This window comes from Patulibacter defluvii, from assembly GCF_034096925.1.
GTDB lineage: Bacteria > Actinomycetota > Thermoleophilia > Solirubrobacterales > Solirubrobacteraceae > Patulibacter > Patulibacter defluvii.
On the sequence record NZ_JAWZSQ010000038.1, the window covers coordinates 17,516 to 34,532 of the forward strand.

The 17,017-nt window shown below is 76.6% G+C and carries 14 protein-coding genes; 10 read left to right on the top strand and 4 right to left on the bottom strand.

Going from position 1 to position 17,017, the window contains the following annotated elements; genetic code table 11:
* Position 1: 1 nt before the first annotated feature.
* On the bottom strand, positions 2-1,075 hold the full coding sequence (locus tag SH587_RS23605) for an SGNH/GDSL hydrolase family protein (RefSeq protein WP_320673119.1): 1,074 nt from the start codon (positions 1,073-1,075) through the stop codon (positions 2-4).
* Between the two features lie 168 nt (positions 1,076-1,243).
* Here SH587_RS23605 and SH587_RS23610 point away from each other — a divergent pair, with 168 nt between their 5' ends.
* From SH587_RS23610 to SH587_RS23620, 3 genes are all read left to right on the top strand, one after another.
* A complete protein-coding gene (locus SH587_RS23610) occupies positions 1,244-2,155 on the top strand; it encodes a hypothetical protein (protein WP_320673120.1) in 912 nt (303 codons plus the stop codon).
* Positions 2,156-2,326: 171 nt separating this feature from the next.
* Positions 2,327-3,769 carry an APC family permease gene (locus SH587_RS23615; RefSeq protein ID WP_320673121.1) on the top strand — a complete coding sequence of 481 codons (1,443 nt, stop codon included), beginning with the start codon at positions 2,327-2,329 and terminating at the stop codon, positions 3,767-3,769.
* The gene (locus tag SH587_RS23620) at positions 3,762-5,228 is read left to right on the top strand and encodes an aldehyde dehydrogenase family protein (RefSeq protein ID WP_320673122.1); all 1,467 of its coding nucleotides are present in this window, start codon (positions 3,762-3,764) and stop codon (positions 5,226-5,228) included. The genes SH587_RS23615 and SH587_RS23620 overlap by 8 nt, the downstream gene beginning before the upstream one ends.
* Before the next feature lie 21 nt (positions 5,229-5,249).
* On the opposite strand, the gene SH587_RS23625 is transcribed toward SH587_RS23620, so the two are convergent.
* Entirely contained in the window at positions 5,250-5,957 is a 708-nt protein-coding gene (locus SH587_RS23625) for a FadR/GntR family transcriptional regulator (protein ID WP_320673123.1), read from the bottom strand.
* 60 nt (positions 5,958-6,017) lie between these two features.
* Between SH587_RS23625 and SH587_RS23630 the strand changes: the two genes are divergently transcribed.
* The 3 genes from SH587_RS23630 to SH587_RS23640 are packed head-to-tail and all read left to right on the top strand — an operon-like array spanning position 6,018 to position 8,975.
* Positions 6,018-6,806, top strand: coding sequence for a gamma-glutamyl-gamma-aminobutyrate hydrolase family protein (locus SH587_RS23630; protein ID WP_320673124.1), 789 nt, complete (start codon positions 6,018-6,020; stop codon positions 6,804-6,806).
* A 13-nt stretch (positions 6,807-6,819) separates the two neighbouring features.
* On the top strand, positions 6,820-7,593 hold the full coding sequence (locus tag SH587_RS23635; RefSeq protein ID WP_320673125.1) for an SDR family NAD(P)-dependent oxidoreductase: 774 nt from the start codon (positions 6,820-6,822) through the stop codon (positions 7,591-7,593).
* Entirely contained in the window at positions 7,590-8,975 is a 1,386-nt protein-coding gene (locus tag SH587_RS23640; protein ID WP_320673126.1) for a glutamine synthetase family protein, read from the top strand. The genes SH587_RS23635 and SH587_RS23640 overlap by 4 nt, the downstream gene beginning before the upstream one ends.
* On the opposite strand, the gene SH587_RS23645 is transcribed toward SH587_RS23640, so the two are convergent.
* Positions 8,957-9,376 (bottom strand): MarR family winged helix-turn-helix transcriptional regulator, encoded by a 420-nt coding sequence (locus tag SH587_RS23645; RefSeq protein WP_320673127.1) that lies wholly within the window; start codon positions 9,374-9,376, stop codon positions 8,957-8,959. The two genes, SH587_RS23640 and SH587_RS23645, sit on opposite strands and share 19 nt — an antisense overlap.
* A gap of 60 nt (positions 9,377-9,436) precedes the next feature.
* Positions 9,437-10,420, bottom strand: coding sequence for an SGNH/GDSL hydrolase family protein (locus tag SH587_RS23650; RefSeq protein WP_320673128.1), 984 nt, complete (start codon positions 10,418-10,420; stop codon positions 9,437-9,439).
* 224 nt (positions 10,421-10,644) lie between these two features.
* Between SH587_RS23650 and SH587_RS23655 the strand changes: the two genes are divergently transcribed.
* From SH587_RS23655 to SH587_RS23670, 4 genes are all read left to right on the top strand, one after another.
* The gene (locus tag SH587_RS23655) at positions 10,645-12,336 is read left to right on the top strand and encodes an alkaline phosphatase D family protein (protein ID WP_320673129.1); all 1,692 of its coding nucleotides are present in this window, start codon (positions 10,645-10,647) and stop codon (positions 12,334-12,336) included.
* The gene (locus SH587_RS23660; RefSeq protein ID WP_320673130.1) at positions 12,333-14,018 is read left to right on the top strand and encodes an alkaline phosphatase D family protein; all 1,686 of its coding nucleotides are present in this window, start codon (positions 12,333-12,335) and stop codon (positions 14,016-14,018) included. Before SH587_RS23655 ends, SH587_RS23660 begins: the two co-directional genes overlap by 4 nt.
* Positions 14,015-15,433, top strand: coding sequence for a hypothetical protein (locus SH587_RS23665; RefSeq protein WP_320673131.1), 1,419 nt, complete (start codon positions 14,015-14,017; stop codon positions 15,431-15,433). The genes SH587_RS23660 and SH587_RS23665 overlap by 4 nt, the downstream gene beginning before the upstream one ends.
* On the top strand, positions 15,430-17,017 hold a 1,588-nt coding region (locus SH587_RS23670; RefSeq protein ID WP_320673132.1), incomplete at its 3' end, for an alkaline phosphatase PhoX. The genes SH587_RS23665 and SH587_RS23670, both read left to right, overlap by 4 nt.

Consider the following 17,017-nt stretch of genomic DNA (forward strand, 5'->3'; position numbering starts at 1 on the left):
GTCACCTTCGGGGAGCGGGGGGGCGAGAGGGAAGCAAGGGGAGGAGGACACGGCGGGCGGCGTCGGCGGCCACGCGGTAGCCCGCGGCCCGGAGGTGGATGTCCGGCACCCGCGGGGCGCGGACGCACATCCAGGTCAGGTCGCAGACGGCCTGCACGGCGGGCGGGCGGTCGCGGTCGGCGGCGCGGAAGGGCACGTTCTGGTCCATCGCGTCGGCCAGGTCGACCAGGACCGCGTCGTGACGGGCGGCGGCGTCGGCGATCGTCCGGTTGATCTCGCGCAGGAAGGTCCGGTGCTCGCGCTGGAGCACCGGCCGCGCCTCGGGGTGGTCGTCCCAGAGCCCGAGCAGCGGGTCGTAGAGGTTGAGGACGCCGATCGGGACCTTCGGGGCGGCCGCGCGCAGCCGCTCGAGCAGCTCGTCGAGGTTCCGGCGCAGGGCGGCGCCGGCCTTGGCGAAGCAGCCGGGCACGATCCGTCCGCCGCTGAAGCAGGCGCCGACGTCGTTGCCGCCGATGTCGACCAGCACCACCCGCCGGCGGTCGCCGAGCCGCGAGAGCAGCCCCTCGGCGTAAGCGGCCTGCGAGGTGGTCGGGTCCTGGTTGGCGTACGGCGCGTCGCGCTCGGGGGCGCAGGGACGGCCGCCGGAGAGGACCGAGGCCGAGGTCGCGGCGCCGCAGCCGAGCTCGTGCAGCTGGACCGCCCGGCCCTCGTCGCGGAGCGCGCGGGCGAACTGCCGCGGGTAGCCCTGGCGGGTCTCGGTGCCTGATCCGAGCAGCGACGGCTGGACTCCCACGGCGAGGGAGTCCCCCAACGAGACGACCTGCAGCGCACGCGGGTCGTCACCGCCGCAACCGACCAGCGCCACGGCCGCGAGAGCGGCGGCGGCGAGGAGGGCGAGCGGCGTGCGTGACCGGCGCACGGTGCGGGCACGTCCGGGCGGCCAGCCGGAACGCGCACGAGCGTGTGGCACGTACCGAGCGTAGGAAACGTGTACGCCGCTCCCGGGCGTTCTACGACGAATGGCCAGTGTGACGTCGCGCACACGGTCCACGCGCCACCCTGGAGTTGGCGGCACCGGGGCGCGGCGTGGGGGCGCCGCGCCTCGCCGTCGCCGCCAGGCGGCCCCGTCGACGCGGGGCAGGCGGGGCCGCTGTGGGCGTCCGCGCCGCCATGGACGCCGTCATCGGCCGTCCGTCCGTCTTCGGCGCCGGGCCCACGCGGGCTCGCTACGGTCCCGCGGCCCGTGTCCGTGCCCGCCGCCAACGCCCGTCCCGCCGCCACCCGGCCGGCCGTCGCCTTCAGCCTGCTGCGCCCGGTCGCGGCCGGGATCGGCCGCGTGCGCCGCGCCCCGCTGGCGACCCTGGTCCCGGTGCTGGTGCTGCTGCTGCCGCTGGTGCCGCTCGGGTTCGGGATCGACCTGGTGCTGCGCGAGGGCGGCAGCGCGGCGCTCCAGGGCCTGATCGCCGGCGCCCCGCGCGGGGCGGCCGGCGCGCTGATCGAGCGGCCGGACGGCGGCGGGGCGCTGCGACTGCTGGCGCTGGGCGCGCTGCTGGTGGCGGCCGCCGCGGTCGCCGCCGCGGCCGGGCTGGTCGGCGCCGGTCCGACCGCGCAGGACGCGGTCCGGGCGCGTCGCGGCGTCGCCGGGGCCGTCGGCGCCGCCTGGCGGGTCTGGCCCTCGATCGCGGCGCTGCTGGTGCTCCAGGCGCTGGTGGTGGCGGCGGTCGCGGGAGCGGTCGTCGCGGTCGCCGTCGCGGCCGGGCAGCTGCGGTTCCAGCTGACGCCGGTGGTGCTGACGGTCGGGCTCGGCGCGCTGGCCGCGGTCGTCTGCCGGTTGAGCCTGTGGCCGGCGATCGCGCTCGACGAGGACCGCGGCGCCTGGTCGGCGGCGGTCCGGGCCTGGCGGCTGACCGGGGGCGAGGCGGTGCGGACGATCGCCGCGCTGCTGGCGACGGTGCTGGTGGTGGCGGTGCCGCTGATGCTGCTGGCGAAGCTGGTCTCGTTCGTGCTCTGGCGGCTGGAGCGGGCCGAGCTGCTGCTGCTCTCGCCGCAGGCGATCGAGCTCTGGTCGTGGGCGCCGCTGCCGCTCGGCCTGGTGGTCGCGGCCGCGCTCTGGGGCCTGGGCGCGCGCGAGCTTGTGCGCGCCGCCGCGGCCTGACCACCCCCGAACTGGCGTCGTCTCGCACCCCCGGGGAGGGGGATGGATCGACGCCGCTTCGGGCCGCGTCAGGCCCGTTCCCCCTGCCACAAGGGAAAGAGTTGCAAATGGTCTAGATCATGATCCATACTCCGCCCCGGAGAGCAGCGCAGACCGCGACGGGAGGCAGTGATGGGGGCGGAGGAGCAGGGACGGCTGAGGGTCGGGACGGTCAGCCCGATCGGGATCGTGTTCATGGTCGTGGCGACCGCTGCGCCACTGACCGCGATGGCGACGGCGCTGCCGCTGGCGGTCGGGCTCGGCAACGGGGTCGGCGCGCCCGGCGCCTACCTGCTGGTGGCCGCGGTGCTGGGGCTGTTCGCCGTCGGCTACTCGGCGATGAGCACCCAGATCACCAACGCCGGCGCCTTCTACGCCTACGTCACCGCCGGCCTCGGCCGGCCGCTGGGGATGGCGGCGGGGCTGGTCGCGGTGCTGGCCTACAACGTGCTGGTCCTCTACGTGGTCGGGCTGATCGGCTTCTTCGCCCACCAGACCTTCCTCGACGAGCTCGGCGTCGACCTGCCGTGGTGGCTCTACGCCGGCCTGGCGCTGACGATCGCGCTGGTGGTCGGGATCCGCGGGCTGGAGCTGAACGTCCGCGTCCTCGGCGTGCTGCTGATCGTCGAGACGACGCTGCTGCTGGTCTTCGACGTCGCCTCGCTGCTGCGCGACGGCGGCGACGTGCTGCCGACCGCCGCCTTCGACCCGTCGCAGGTCTTCTCCGGCTCGCCCGGCCTGGCGCTGCTGTTCGCCGTCACCTGCTTCATCGGCTTCGAGGCGACCGCGATCTTCGGCGAGGAGGCGCGCGACCCGCGGCGGACCGTGCCGCGCGCGACCTACGCCGCGATCGCCTTCGTCGGCACGCTCTACGTGGTCACCACCTGGGTGATGGTCGGCACCAACGGCGGCGCCGAAGCCGGCGCGGTGGCGGCCCGGGACCCCGGCGTCTTCACCTTCGACGCCTTCGCGATCGCCCTCGGCGGCTGGTCGCGCGGGCTCGTCAGCTGGCTGCTCCTGACCAGCCTGCTGGCGGTCCTGATGGCGCTCCACAACATGGCCTCGCGCTACCTGATGGCGTTCGGTCGCGAGGGCGTCCTGCCGCACGCGCTCGGCCGCACCCACCCGCGCTTCCAGACCCCGCACGTGGCCGCCCTGGCCCAGGCCGGCGGGACCGCCCTGCTGGCCGCCGTCTACGCGCTGGCCGGCGCCGACCCGTACCTGAACCTCGGCTCGCAGACGGCCGGCGTCGGGACCCTGGCCGTGATCTGCCTGATGGCGGCCTGCTCGTTCTCGGTCCCGTTCTTCTTCGCCCGCCGCGGTCGGCTGCGGCCCTGGCATCACCTGATCGCCCCGGTCGCCGCCGGGCTGGCGCTGAGCTTCTTCGCCTTCCTGATCGTCAACAACTACGCCCTGGTCAGCGGCAGCACCTCGGGGGTCGTCAACCGGCTGCCGCTGCTGCTGCTGGTCGTCGCGGCGGTCGGCTTCGCGATCGGCGCCCGCCGGTCGCAGCGGACCCCGCTCGACGCGCTGACCGCGGCGACCCCCCGACCCGAGGTCCCCGAGCATGCCTGAGCCCGTCGTCACCGCCCTGCCGACCGCCACCGACCTGGTGGCCGATCACGTCGGCCGGCCGTCGCTGGTGATCGGGGCCGCCGAGGACCCCAGCAGCGGCGCGCCGGTCGGCGAGCTGCGGGCCAGCGACGTGGCCCGGGTCGACGCGGCGCTGGCCGCCGCCGCGCGCGGCTGGGACCACGGCGCCGGCGGCTGGAGCGGGCGCGGGCTCGACGACCGGCTGCGGGCGCTGGGGCGGCTGGGCGACGCGCTCGACCGCCGCGTCGAGCGGCTGGCCGAGGCTCACGCGCGCGAGATCGGGATCCCGATCGCCACCGCCCGCGGCTTCGCGGCCGGGCTCTCCGGGGTCGTCGCCGGGGTCGCCGCGACCGCCCGCCGCGAGCTGCCGGCGCGGCCGCTGAGCGACGGCGACCGGCGGGTGGCGCTGCACCGGCTGCCGTGGGGGCCGGCGGCGCTGCTGGCGCCGTGGAACGCCGGTGCGTTCGTCGCGGTCACCAAGCTGGCCAACGCGCTGGCGGCCGGCTGCCCGGCGATCCTCAAGCCCTCCGAGCGCGACGGCGCGACGACGGCGATCCTGATCGAGGCGCTGGTCGAGGCCGACCTCGGGCCCGACGCGGTCCAGGTCGTCTGCGGCGCCGCCGCGGTCGGCGCGCAGCTGGTCACCGACGAGCGGATCGCGGTGATCGCCTACACCGGCAGCACCGCCGGCGGGCGGGCGGTGGCGCGGGCGTCGATCGACCGGATGCCGGCGCTGCAGCTGGAGCTGAGCGGCAGCAACCCGGCGCTGGTGCTGCCCGGGGCCGACCTCGACGCGGTCGCCGCCGAGCTGGCCCGCGGCGCGCTGGTCCTCAACGGCCAGTGGTGCGAGGCGCCGCGGCGGGTGCTCGTCCCGCGGGCCGACCACGACCGGCTGGCCGAGCGGCTGCTGGCCGAGTTGACCCGCCGCCGGATCGGGCCGGCGACCGACCCGGCGACCGAGCTGGGCCCGCTCGCCTTCCGCGGCCACCACGCCCAGGTCGTCGCGCAGCTGGCGGCGCTGGCCGAGCGCGGCACGGCAGTGGCGGTCGACGCGCCGCTGCCGGAGGGTGGGTTCTTCCTGGCCCCGACGGTGGTCGGCGAGCTGCCGCTGGACGCGGTCCGCGAGGAGCTGTTCGGCCCGGTCCTCGCGCTCCAGCCCTACGCCGAGGTCGAGCAGGCGCTGGCGGCCGCGAACGGGCTCGGCGACGGGCTGGCGGGCTACGTCTTCGGGCCTGACCGCGACGCGGCGCTGGCGATCGGCCGCCGGCTGCACGCCGGCGAGGTGCGAGTCGGTGGGGTCCGGGTGCTCGACCTGGCGCCGGGATCGAGCCAGTCGTTCTGGGGCTCCAGCGGCCTCGGCGGCCACGGCGACGCGACCGTCCTCGGGGCCTACGTCGGGACCCGGATCGTCGGCGAGGAGGACCCGGCACTGCCGCTCTGACCGCCGTCGGCGTCGGCGGCGCTAGCGGTCGAAGCTGGCGACCAGCTGCAGGATCTCCTGCCGCAGCTCGCTGACGTGGGCCTCCATCGCCCGCCGTGCACCGTCGGGGTCGCCGGCCGCGACCCGCTCGAGGATCGCGCCGTGACCCTCGATCGCGTTGGCGAGGACGATGTCGAAGTCGACCACGTCGAGCTGGTCGAACATCTCGATCCGGGCGTCCTCGATCGCCCGCCGCAGCGGCGGGCAGTCGGCGCTGTCGGCCAGGGTCAGGTGGAAGCTGGTGTCGGCGCGGCGGAAGCGTCCGAGGCTGTCGGCGTCGCTCAGGTCGGCGACCGCCTGCCGCAGCTGCTCCAGTGCCTCGGGCGTCCGCCGCTCGGCGGCGCGGGCGGCCGACAGCGGCTCGATCGCCAGCCGGAACTGCTGGATCGCGAGCACGTCGTCGAGGTGGTCGCGCAGGTACTCGCGGCGGCTGGCCTCGCTGCTCGGCGGGCCGGTGACGATCGCGCCGCCGGCCGAGCCGCGGCGCATCTCCAGGTAGCCCTCGCCCTCGAGCACCCGCAGCGCCTCGCGCAGGGTCACCCGCGAGACGCCCAGCTGCTCGGCGTGCTCGCGCTCGGGCGGCAGCTTCTCACCGGGGCCGTAGGTGCCCAGGTGGATCGCGCGCCGCAGGTGCTGGACGACCACCGCGTAGGCCGCCGGGACGAGCACGGGTCCGCCGGTGGTGGTCACCGGCCCATTGTTCCAGAACGGCATTTGCACTGAGATATTAATTGGTCTAGATTTCGATCCATGAGGCAGATCGACCCGCTGGGACCCGCGTCCGACCCGCCCCTGATCGGCGTCACCGGCGGTCGCGGCCGGACCTCGCGGGTCGTCGGCCTGCCCGAGCTGCTGCTGGGCGGCGCGGTCGACCTCCACCACGTGCCCTACGTGGCCGCGATCGCCGCCGCCGGCGGGCTGCCGGTCCAGCTCCCGCGGGAGGCCGATCCGGCCGCGGTGGTCGCCCGGCTCGACGGGCTGGTGGTGGCCGGCGGCGACGACATCGACCCCCGCCGCTACGGCCTCGTGCCCGGCTCGGCGACGACCGCGATCGACCCCGAGCGCGACGCCCACGAGAGCGCGCTGATCGCGGCCGCGCTCGACCACGGCCTGCCGCTGCTCGGCGTCTGCCGCGGCTGCCAGCTGCTGAACGTCGTCCGCGGCGGGACGCTGGTGCTCGACCTGCCGCACGACGTCGGCGAGGCCCACGGCCAGCTGGCCTACCCGCTCCACGCCCGCGTCCACGGGCTGCGGATCGATCCGACCGACGAGCTGGCCGAGCTGCTGCCGGCCGACGTGCTCGTCAACAGCTTCCACCACCAGGCCGTCGACCGACCGGGCGACGGCGTCACCACGATCGCCACGGCGCCGGACGGCGTCTGCGAGGCGATCCGGGTCGGCCCGCGGGCGCTCGGGGTGCAGTGGCACCCGGAGTACCTGCGCGAGCAGCCCGACCCGATGTTCTCGTGGCTCGTGCGCGAAGCGCGCCGGGCCGACACCCAGAGGGAGACCCAGCACGATGTCCCGACCGCAGTCTGAGCCGCGCCCGGCCGTGGCGATCGCCGACCGACACCGCGACCGCCGCACGCTGGTGACGGGGGCCGGGTCGGGGATCGGCCGCGCGATCGCCGTCCGGCTGGCGGCCGAGGGCGCGCCGGTGGCCTGCCTCGACGTGGCGCTGGAGGGTGCCGAGGCGACCGCCGCCGCGATCGAGGAGGCCGGCGGCCGCGCGATCGCCGTCGCCGCCGACGTCCGCGTCCGGGCCGAGCTGGACGCGGCGGTGGCGGACGCCGTCACCGCCTTCGGCGGCCTCGACCAGCTGGTCAACGCGGCCGGCATCGTCACGATGGCCGGCTTCGACGACGTCACCGAGGAGGAGTGGGACCGGGTCGTCGACATCAACCTCAAGGGCTACTTCCTGACCGCCAAGGCGGCCGTCGCCGCGCTGCGCGAGGGCGACGCCCCGGCGATCGTGAACATCACCACGATCGAGTCGGAGATCATCTGCAGCCCCAGCGGCCGCTGCCAGGTCCACTACAACGCCTCGAAGGGCGGGGCACTGATGCTGACCAAGGCGCTGGCGGCCGAGCTGGCGGCCAGCGGGATCCGCGTCAACGCGGTCGCGCCGGGGGCGACGAACACGCTCTTCACCGGCACCAGCTTCGCCGATCCCGCGGTCTTCGCCACCTTCTCCGACCGGCTGCTGATCAAGCGCGTCGGCGAGCCCGAGGACCAGGCCGCGGCGGTCGCGTTCCTGCTCTCGGCCGACGCCTCGTACATCACCGGCGTGCAACTGGCCGTCGATGGCGGTTGGATGGTCCGATGAGCAGCGCGCGACCCGAGGACGGCGCGGCGATCGGCCGCCTGACCGCCGACGACCTGCTGTCCGGCGACTTCGACACGGTGGTGCTGGCGACGGTCGACATCCAGGGCCGGCTGGTCGGCAAGCGACTCTCGCCGCGGGCCTTCGTCGACAAGGTCCTGACCGGGATCCATCTCTGCACCTGCACGCTGGCGTGGGACGTCGACCAGGCGCTCGAGGGGATCGAGCTGGAGTACGCCGGGCTCCACAGCGGCTGGCACGACTACGTGGTCCGGCCCGACGTCTCGACCCTGCGGGTGGCCGGCTGGTCGGAGCGGACGGCGATCTGCCTCGGCGACGCGGTCGACGACCGCGGCGAGCTGGTGCCGGTCGCCCCGCGGACGATCCTCCGCCGCCAGGTCGAGGCGCTGACCGCGGCCGGGCTGACGGCCAGCACCAGCACCGAGCTGGAGTTCTTCCTCTATCGCGGCAGCTACGCCGCCGCCCGCGCGGCCGACTACCGCGACCTGGAGCCGACCACCCACCGCCACGCCGACTACACGATCCAGGAGACCGAGGACCTGGAGTACTTCTTCCGCCCGCTGCGAGGCGTGCTGGAGGCGTCGGGGCTGCCGGTCGAGATGAGCCAGGGGGAGTGGGGGCTGGGCCAGTGGGAGATGAACCTCACCCACGGCGCGCCGCTGGCGATGGCCGACGCCCACGCGCTCTTCAAGCTCGGGGTCAAGACGATGGCCAGCCGCGCCGGGCTGGCGGCGTCGTTCATGGCCCGGCCGGCGACCGAGACCGGGATCGGCTCCTCCTGCCACGTCCACGTCTCGCTGCGCGACGTCGACGGGACGGCGATCTTCCACGACGGGGACGACCCCGAGGGGATCAGCGACGCGATCCGCCACGCCGTCGGCGGGGTCCTCGAGCGGGCCCCGGAGCTGATGCCGTGGTACGCCCCGACGGTCAACAGCTACCGGCGGACGGCGAGCGAGGACTTCGCCGGCCGCGGCGCCACCTGGGGCTTCGACAACCGCACGGTCACCTGCCGGGTGGTGGCGGGCGAGCCGGCGGCGACCCGGCTGGAGTACCGGGTGCCGGGCGCCGACGTCAACCCGTATCTGGCGCTGGCGGCGATCCTGGCCTCGGTTCGCGACGGCGTCCAGCGGCGGGTCGACCCGGGACCGGCGACCCGCGGCAACGGCTACGAGCGCGACGTGGTGCCGCTGCCGGAGACGCTCGACCTGGCCACCGTCCGCTGGCAGCAGAGCCGGTTCGTCGGCGAGGCCTTCGGGCCCGACGTCCAGCGGCACTACGGGACCCTCGCCCGCCACGAGTGCCGCAGCTTCAACCAGAGCGTGACCGACTGGGAGAAGCGCCGCTACTTCGAGGCGATCTGAGCGAGCGCGGCCAGGAACGGCTGCCGCTGCGCCGCCGGCAACGCCGCCAGCGTCCGCTCCTGGAGCCGGCTCGCGACCGCCTCGGCGCGGGCCAGCGCGGCGTCGCCGGCGGCGGTGACGGCGATCACCCGCGCCCGGCGGTCGTGCGGCGAGGCCCGCCGCTCGGCCAGCCCGGCCGCCTCCAGCGCGTCGACGGCGACGACCATCGTGGTCTTGTCGAGGCCGGTCGCCCGCGCCAGTTCGATCTGGGTCCGGGCGTCGGCGCTGGCGGCCCGCAGCACGGCGAGGTCGCGCGGGGTCAGGCCGAGCGGCGCCAGCGCCGCGGCCAGCTCGCCGGTGACGGCGTGGCCGGCGCGGGTCAGCAGCCAGGCCAGGTCGTCGCGCCGCTCGTTGGTCGCCATCGGCCGATCCTAGCCCCGGACGGTCCGCGGCGGGACGATCCTGGCCGGGACGATCGGAGGTCAGCGCACGTCGAGCGCGGCCAGCGAGCGGCGGGTCGCGCGGTCGAAGCGGCGCGCGGCCAGGGCGTAGCCGTCGGTGTTCAGGTGGACGTCGCCGCGGGCGCACATCCAGGTCAGGTCGCAGACCGCCCGCACCGGACGCGACGACGGGCCGCGGACCGGGTCGCCGGCCGCCATCGCCCGCGCCAGGTCGGCCACCAGCCAGCCCTCGCGGCGGAAGATCCGCGCCATCCGCGGGTTCAGCGTCCGCGTCAGGGTCCGGTGCATCGCCCGCACCGCCGGCCGGACCGCGGTGCCGGTCCGGACCAGCGCCACGAACGGGTCGTAGGTGGTCGAGACGGCCAGCACCGTCTGCGGGCCGGCGACCGCGGCCAGCTCGCGCGCGATTCGCCGCCAGCGCCGCTCCAGCTGCGGCCGCAGCCGGTCGAGGCAGTCCCGCAGCCGCGCGGCGTCGGGCGTCACGCAGCGCTGCAGGTCGTTGCCGCCGATGTCGAGCGTGACCAGCGTCGGCCGGTCGGCGCGGTCGCGGACGTGGCGGACCGCCCAGCGCAGCTGGCTGCTGGCGCGGTCGCGGTTGAGGTAGGGGACGGGGGCGTCGGGACCGCAGGGGCCGCCGTCGATCATCGTCGCGGTGGTCGCGCCGCCGCAGCCGGCCTCGACCAGCGTCACCCGCTGGCGGGCGCGGAGGCGGGCGGCGAGCTGGCGCGGGTAGCCCTCGTCGGTGACGGTCGGGCCGCCGTCGCCCGGCTGCACGCCGCGGCTCAGCGAGTCGCCGAGCGCGACGTACTCCAGCGGCTCGCCGGTGACCGCGCGCGCGGCGTCGGGGGCGACCCGCCGGACCGGCTGGTCGTCGCGCCGGACCAGGTCGGCGACCACCAGCCCGACGGCGATCACGGCGATCGCCAGCAGCGCGATCAGGCGCCGCGGGCCGCCGGCCCAGCGGCCGCCGGGGTTCGGCGTTCGGTCGTCGGGCGGCGCGGGCACGGCGGTCAACCCTAGGGGCCGGACCGGGCCGGGGCCTCGCCGCGCGCCCCGAACTGGACGGGTGTCCGTCCCCACGGCCAGGGGACGATGGGACAGAACGCAACCAAATGTTCACCAATGGGTGGCGACGCGCCAGGAAACTCTCTCCTTCGCCGTCCCTCCGGCCGTCGCGCGCTGCCGACGCCGGGTGGGCGCGCGCCCTCGTTCCCGAGCCACCGCCGCCGTTGCCTGCACCCCGCCTGATCTCCACGCGCCGCGAGCTGGTCGTCGCCGGCGGCACGCTCGCCGCCGGGCTGGCGCTGACCACGCCCGCCCACGCCCGCCTGCTGCCCGGCACCCGCGGGATCGGTCGCGGCCGCTTCCTCGACGGGGTCGCGTCGGGCGAGCCGGGGCCGAACGCGGTCACCTTCTGGGGCCGGCTCTCGACCTCGCGTCCACGGAGCGCGGCGCGGCTGGTGGTGGCCAGCGACGCCGGGCTGCGGAACACCGTCGCGACCGCGGTGGTCCCGACCTCGGCCGCGGTCGACCACACGCTGAAGGTGCGGATCGGCGGGCTGAAGCCGTCGACCCGCTACTGGTACGCGTGGCAGTCGGCCGACGACGTCTCGCCGATCGGACGCACCAAGACCGCCCCGCCGGCCGACAGCCGGACGCCGGTCACGGTCGCCTACTCCAGCTGCCAGAGCTACCCGCACGGCTTCTTCAACGGCCACCGCGACGCCGCCCGCTTCGACGAGATCGACGTCTACGCCCAGCTCGGCGACTACACCTACGAGTACGAGTTCGGCGAGTACGGCGACCTGCGCGGCGGCGACGGGGTCGACTTCCCCTCGACCGACCTCACGAGCTACCGGGCGAAGCTGCGGCTGTACCGCGCCGACCCGGCGCTGCGCGAGCTGCACCGGCTGCACCCGGTCGTCCACACCTGGGACGACCACGAGGTGGCCGACAACTACACCGACGGCGAGCCGGCCCCGTCGCCCGGGCAGCGCAACGCCGGCTACCGCGCGAGCTTCGAGTGGCTGCCGCGGATCGCCTTCCCCGGCGACCGCTTCCGGGTCTACCGCTCGCTCCGCTACGGCGCCAACGCCGAGCTGTTCATGCTCGACGAGCGCCAGTACCGGACCCCCGGCGTGCCCGGCACCACGATCCTCGGCCGCCGCCAGATGGACTGGCTGAAGCAGGGCCTGCGGGGCAGCGGGGCGCGCTGGAAGCTGGTCGGCAACCCCGACCTGCTGGCGCCGCTGGGGCTGAACCCGACCGGCGAGCCGCTGGTCGACCCGATCAACGTCGACGGCTGGGCCGGCTATCCGGCCGAGCGCCGCGAGCTGCTCGCGCACCTGGCCGACAACCGGATCGACGACGTCGCGCTGCTGACCGGCGACGTCCACATGTTCATGGCCAACGACCTGCTGCACGGCGGCCGCTCGGTGGCGACCGAGTACATGGGCGGCTCGATCACCTCGCCCGGGCTGCCCGCGGCGCTGGTCGGCGTCGCGACCCCGGTGCTGCAGCTGGCCAACCCCCACATCCGCTACCTGGAGGGGGCCAAGCACGGCTGGGCGATCGCCCGCGTCGACCCCGACGAGCTGCGGATCGAGTTCCGGACGAGCGACGTGCGGGTCGACGGCGCGCCCTCGACGACGCTGGCCTCGTTCGTCCAGCGGCGCGGGCAGAACCGGGTCGAGCAGGCGGCCGGCGCGCCCGGCGGCGGCACCACCCGGGTGCTCGGCCGCGACCCGGTCGACGCGCCCGCGGCGGTCGGCAGCCCGCTCGCCGCCCGCCGCGCGCGGGTGGCGCGGGCGGCCAAGGCCGACCTGACCCGGCGGGTCGCGCTCGGCGAGCAGCGCGCCGCCCGCCGCACCGGCGCCGCCCGCCGGGCGCTGGCCCAGGACCGGCGGGCACGGCGGCGATGAGCGGTCCGCTCCGCACCCGCCGCGAGCTGGTCGTCGCCGGCGGCGCGCTCGCCGCCGGGCTGGCGCTGACCACGCCCGCCCACGCGCGGCTGCTGCCGGCGACCCGCGGCGTCGGCCGCGGCCGCTTCCTCGACGGGGTCGCCTCGGGCGAGCCGGGGCCGAACGCCGTCACCTTCTGGGGCCGGCTCTCGACCGCCCGCCCGCGGAGCGCGGCGCGGCTGGTGGTGGCCAGCGATCCGGGCCTCCGCAACACCGTCGCGACCGCCGTCGTCCCGACCTCGTCGGCGGTCGACCACACGCTGAAGACGCGGATCGGCGGGCTGCTGCCGGCCCGCCACTACTGGTACGCGTGGCAGTCGGCCGACGACGTCTCGCCGATCGGGCGCACCAAGACCGCCCCGCCGGCCGACAGCCGGACGCCGGTCGCGGTCGGCTTCTCCAGCTGTCAGAAGCTGCCGACCGGGTTCTTCAACGCCCACCACGACGCGCTGACCCACGAGCTCGACGTCTACGCCTTCCTCGGCGACTACACCTACGAGTACGACGCGGCCCGCAACGACGTCAGCACCCGGCTCGACCGCGGGCCGGGCTACGTCGACCCGCCCTCGACCGACCTGACCAGCTACCGGGCGAAGCTGCGGCTGTACCGCGCCGACCCGGGCCTGCGCGAGCTGCACCGGCTGCACCCGATCGTCCACACCTGGGACGACCACGAGGTCGAGAACGACTACACCGACGGCGATCCCGCGCCGTCCGCCGGCCAGCGCAACGCCGGCTACCGGGCCAGCTTCGAGTGGCTGCCGCGGATCGCCTTCCCCGGCGACCGCTTCCGGGTCCACCGCTCGCTCCGCTACGGGGCGAACCTGGAGCTGTTCATGCTCGACGAGCGCCAGTACCGGACGCCCGGCGGCGGCACGATCCTCGGCCGCCGGCAGATGGACTGGATCAAGCAGGGGCTGGAGCGGACGCCGGCGCGCTGGAAGCTGGTCGGCAACCCCGACATGCTGGCGCCGCTCGGGGTGGTGCTCGGCGGCGAGGGCGGGATCACGATCAACCCCGACCAGTGGGACGGCTACCCGGCCGACCGCGCCGAGCTGCTGGCGCACCTGGCCGACCGCCGGATCGACGACGTCGCCTTCCTGACCGGCGACATCCACATCTACATGGCCAACCACCTGCTCCACGGCGGCCGCCCGGTCGCCACCGAGTACATCGGCGGCTCGGTCACCTCGACCGGGATCCCGGCCTCGCTGAACGGGCTCGCGGTGCCGGCGATCCAGCTCGTCAACCCGCACATCCGCTTCATCGAGGGCGCCGAGCACGGCTGGGCGATCGCCCGCGTCGACCCCGACGAGCTGCGGGTCGAGTACCGGGTGTCGGACATCCGCCGCGACCGCGCGCCGTCGCGGACGCTGGCGTCGTTCGTGCAGCGCCGCGGCACCAACCGGCTGGAGCAGGCCGCCGGCGTCGCCGGGGGCGGGGCCACGGCCCGGCGGCTGGGGGAGGACCCGGCCGACGCGCCCGCCGCCGCCGGCAGCCCACTGGCCGAGCGCCGCGCCGCCGTCCGGCGCGCCGCCGGCCGCGACCTTCAGCGGCGGACCGCCGCGGCCGAGCGGCGCGCGTCGCCCGCGGCCCGGCGCGCGATCCGCCAGGACCAGAGCAAGAGGACGAGGACCCGATGATCCGTCGCACGACGACCACCGCCCGCGCGGCCGCGATCGCCCTGGTGGCGCTGGCCGCCGGCTTGGCCGCCGCGCCCGCGGGGGCCGCCGTCCCCGGGGACGCCCCGGCCGGCGCGCTGCCCTTCACCGCCGTGACCGCCGAGAACGGGCCGGTCGCCGACCTCCAGCGGGTGGTCGAGCTGGCCGGCACCGGGCCCGACGCCGGCGTCCCGCGCTGCCTCGGCCCGACCAGCTTCGAGCGGACCGCGTGGCTGACCGTGCCGCCGGCCGCGACCGTCCGCCGGATCTCGATCGAGGCCGCCCCGCGCGACGCCGCGACCGCCGTCCCCGACCTGGCGGTCTTCGTCCAGCCCGCCGGGGGCGGCGGCGACGTCCACGAGCCGTCGGCGTGCAGCGGCCGCGAGACCGCCGGCGACGGCAGCCGCGGCGACGAGGCGGCCGGGATCCGGCTGGTGCTCGCCGCCGGCCGCGGCGCGCTGGTCCAGGTCGGCTGGCGCGGCGGCGACGCGGCGGTGCCGGTGGTGGCGACGCTGAGCGCCACCCCGCTGGCGGCGGCTCCGGCCCCGGCCGGCCAGGCGTTCGCCGACGCGCCCTCGATCGCCCGCGGCCAGGGCGTGCTCGTGCCGCTGCGCGGGGCGACGCTCGCCGCCGGCGACCCGGCCCAGCCGCGCTGTCCCTCCGAGGCCGGCCTCTGGCGACGGGTGCGGCTGACCAAGCGCGGTAGCTACGCGCTGGCGACCGCCGGCGGGACCGCCTCGACGATCACCGCCTACCGCGGCACGCCGACCGGCGACAGCGCGCTCGACTGCGCCGACGACGGCAGCGGCGCGGTGATCGGCACCACCGTCCGGGTGACCCGGGCGACGACCCTCTGGCTGCGGGTCGGCACCGATCGTCCCGAGGCCCCCGGCGCCGCCGGCCTCGCGATCCAGGGTCCCTACCCGAGCGGCAAGCGGGCCCGCGCGGCGCTGCCCGCCGTCCACGACCGGGCGCTGCGGGTCGTCGACCCGCAGGCGCCATGCACCGACGCCCGCGCGCCCCAGCCGGAGCTGACCGCCGCGTCGCTGCGCGGCCTGGCCCGCGGCGGCCGGCGGCTGCGCGGGACCAGCGAGGGCGCCGCCTGCGTCGGCGGTCGTCCGACCGCCTCGCGGGTGGCGGTCGCGGTCGCGCGGATCAGCGGCAAGCGCTGCGCCTGGTGGCGCGGCAGCGGCTTCGGTCGTCCGACCTCGTGCTCGCGACCGCAGGGCCTGCGGGCCGCCCGCGGGCTCGAGCGGTGGCGGATCGACCTCCGCCGCGCGCTGGCGCCCGGGGCCCGCTACCGGGTGGTCGCGGTCGGCCAGGTCCGGCGCGGCGGCAAGCTCCGCACCACCAAGGCCCGGACCACCGCGACCGTCCGCCGCGGGAGCGCCCGATGAGCGTCCGCGAGCTGCGGCGGCGCGAGCTGCTGCTGGCCGGGACGGCGGTCGCGGCGGCGGCCGGCTTCGGCCCGGCCTTCTGGCGGACGGCGACGGCCAACGGCGCGCTGGCGAAGACCGGCGTCGGTCCCTACGGGCCGCTCGGGGCCCCCGACGCCAACGGGCTGCGGCTGCCGGCCGGCTTCCGCTCGCGGCTGATCGCCCGCGGCGGCGAGGTCGTTCCCGGCACCAGCTACCGGCTGCCGGTCTTCCCCGACGGCTCGGCCACCTACCCGACCCCGGACGGCGGCTGGATCCACGTCGTCAACAGCGAGTTCCCGCTGGTGGGCGGCGCCTCGGGCATCCGCTACGCCAAGGACGGGCGGATCGTCGACGCCTACGGGGTGCTCGCCGGCACCTCGCTCAACTGCGCCGGCGGCTCGACGCCGTGGGGCACCTGGCTCTCCTGCGAGGAGACCGACGGCGGCCGGGTCTGGGAGTGCGACCCGACCGGCCGCACGCCGCCGGTGGTGCACCCGGCGATGGGGGTCTTCAAGCACGAGGCGGCCTGCGTCGACCCGGTCCACGAGCACGTCTACCTGACCGAGGACGTCGGCGACGGCTGCCTCTACCGGTTCACGCCGCTGAACTACCCCGACCTCCACGCCGGCAACCTGGCCGTGGCCGTGGTCGCCGCCGACGGCCGCGTCCACTGGGCGCCGCTGCCCGACCCGACCGGCCAGACGGGCGCGACCCGCAAGCAGGTGGCGGGGGCGACGCGGTTCAAGCGCGCCGAGGGCATCTGGTACGACGCCGGCACGGTCTACGTGGCCACCACCGGCGACGAGACGATCCACGCCTACCGGACCGACGAGCAGCGGATCGAGGTGATCTACCGCCAGGCGGACACGCCGCAGTCGCCGCTCCAGGGGGTCGACAACCTGACGGTCTCGCGCTCGGGCGACGTCTACGTCTGCGAGGACAGCTACGACGACGACCCGGACGCGATGGACGTCTGCATGATCACCCCCGAGGGCGTGGTCGCGCGGTTCTGCAAGCTGACCGGCTCGCAGCACTTCTCGCCCGACAGCGAGGTCACCGGCGTCTGCTTCTCGCCCGACGGATCGCGGATGTACTTCGGCTCGCAGCGGGCCTGGGGCGCGGGGGCGGTCTACGAGGTCTCGGGCCCGTTCCGGACCACGCGCCCGCCGAAGCTCGGCACCCCGCCGCCGGTCGACCCGGCGCTGCTGGGGCTGACGGTCGCCCAGCGGGTGCGGAGCGAGACGCTGCTGGCGTCGGGCCTGCGGGTGCGGCTGACGAGCGCCGGCACGATCGAGGTCTCGACCCGGCTGAAGGCGCGGGTCCGGCGCGGCGGGCGGCTGCGGACGGTGACGCTGGCCCGCCACGACCGGCGGCTGACGGGCGGCACCCGCGCGATCCGGCTGCGGGTCCGGGCGAGCGGGTCGCGGGCGACGCTGCGGGGGCTGTCGTCGCCGCTGCGGGCGACGGTCGAGGTGACGGTGCGGGCGGGCGCGGCGGCGCCGGCGGTGCGGCGGCGGACGGTCCGGATCGCGGCCCCGGCGCGGGCGCGGCGGGCGCGCAGGC